1 protein-coding gene is annotated in these 1,097 nt (G+C 59.8%); it reads left to right on the top strand.

All coding sequences use genetic code 11. From position 1 onward, the window contains the following. Positions 1 to 1,097, top strand: a 1,097-nt coding sequence (gene ccsA / locus KGL31_03315) for a cytochrome c biogenesis protein CcsA (GenBank protein MDE2320936.1), incomplete at both ends; no start/stop codon positions are given.

Raw genomic sequence — 1,097 nt, 5'->3', positions numbered from 1 at the left:
GCCCTGATCACCGGTCGGCTTGGCGAGGCCTGGATCAGAACCGTACGCCGCTGGTCGATCGCCTCTTGGACCTTTCTGACGGTCGGCATCATCGTCGGGGGACGGTGGTCCTACGAGGTACTAGGATGGGGCGGCTACTGGGCCTGGGATCCCGTGGAAAACGCCTCGCTGCTGCCCTGGCTGACCGGCACAGCGTTTCTCCACACGATCATGATTCAGGAACGACGAAAGATGCTGAAGTTCTGGAACGTAGCGTTGATCATCATCACCTTTGCGCTGACCATCTTCGGCACCTTTCTCACGCGAAGCGGCATCCTGTCGTCTGTTCACGCCTTTTCTGATTCGGCAGTCGGACCGTTATTTCTGGTGTTCATCGGTCTGATCCTGCTTGCCTCGTTCAGTCTCATGGTGTATCGGAGTGATAAGTTACAGCCGGAGGGTGATCTCGACTCGCTGGTGTCTCGCGAGAGCGCCTTCCTGGTGAATAATCTGCTGCTCCTGGGGTTTGCTTTTGCGGTCCTCCTTGGCACCCTGTTTCCCCTCCTGTCCGAGGCGGTTCGCGGGGTCAAGGTCAGCGTGGGTGAGCCGTTCTTCAACACGGTCAACGTCCCTATCGGCCTGGGTCTGATCTTCCTGATGGCCATCGGCCCGCTGATCGCCTGGCGACACGCCTCGATCGAGAGCCTACGCCGCACCTTCGCCGGTCCCTTGTGCCTCACTATCCTGGGCGCGGGTATCTGCTGGTTGCTTGGGGTGCGGGGATTATACCCGCTCCTGGCGTTCGGACTCAGCCTGTTTGCCGCCATTACCGTTTTTCAGGAGTTTACCCGCGGCGCCAGGACACGTCGTCGGAACACGGGAGAGGGGTACCTAACCGCACTTTCGAAGCTCACCAGTCGGAGCCGACGGCGTTATGGCGGTCTTATCGTCCACCTGGGGGTGGCGTTCATCGTGATCGGCATTACCGCCTCATCGGTTTTCAAGCTGGAGCAGGAGGTCACCCTAAAGCCAGGCGAATCGCTTCAGCTTGGCCGGTACCAGGTTCGATTTGACGAACTCAGCGCCTGGCAAGAGCCGCATCGCTTTGTCGTGCAGGG

It is taken from the genome of Candidatus Methylomirabilota bacterium (assembly GCA_028870115.1).
GTDB lineage: Bacteria > Methylomirabilota > Methylomirabilia > Methylomirabilales > Methylomirabilaceae > Methylomirabilis.
The sequence above is the reverse complement of the archived record's forward strand: the minus strand, read 5'-3'. Positions and strand labels throughout refer to the sequence as shown.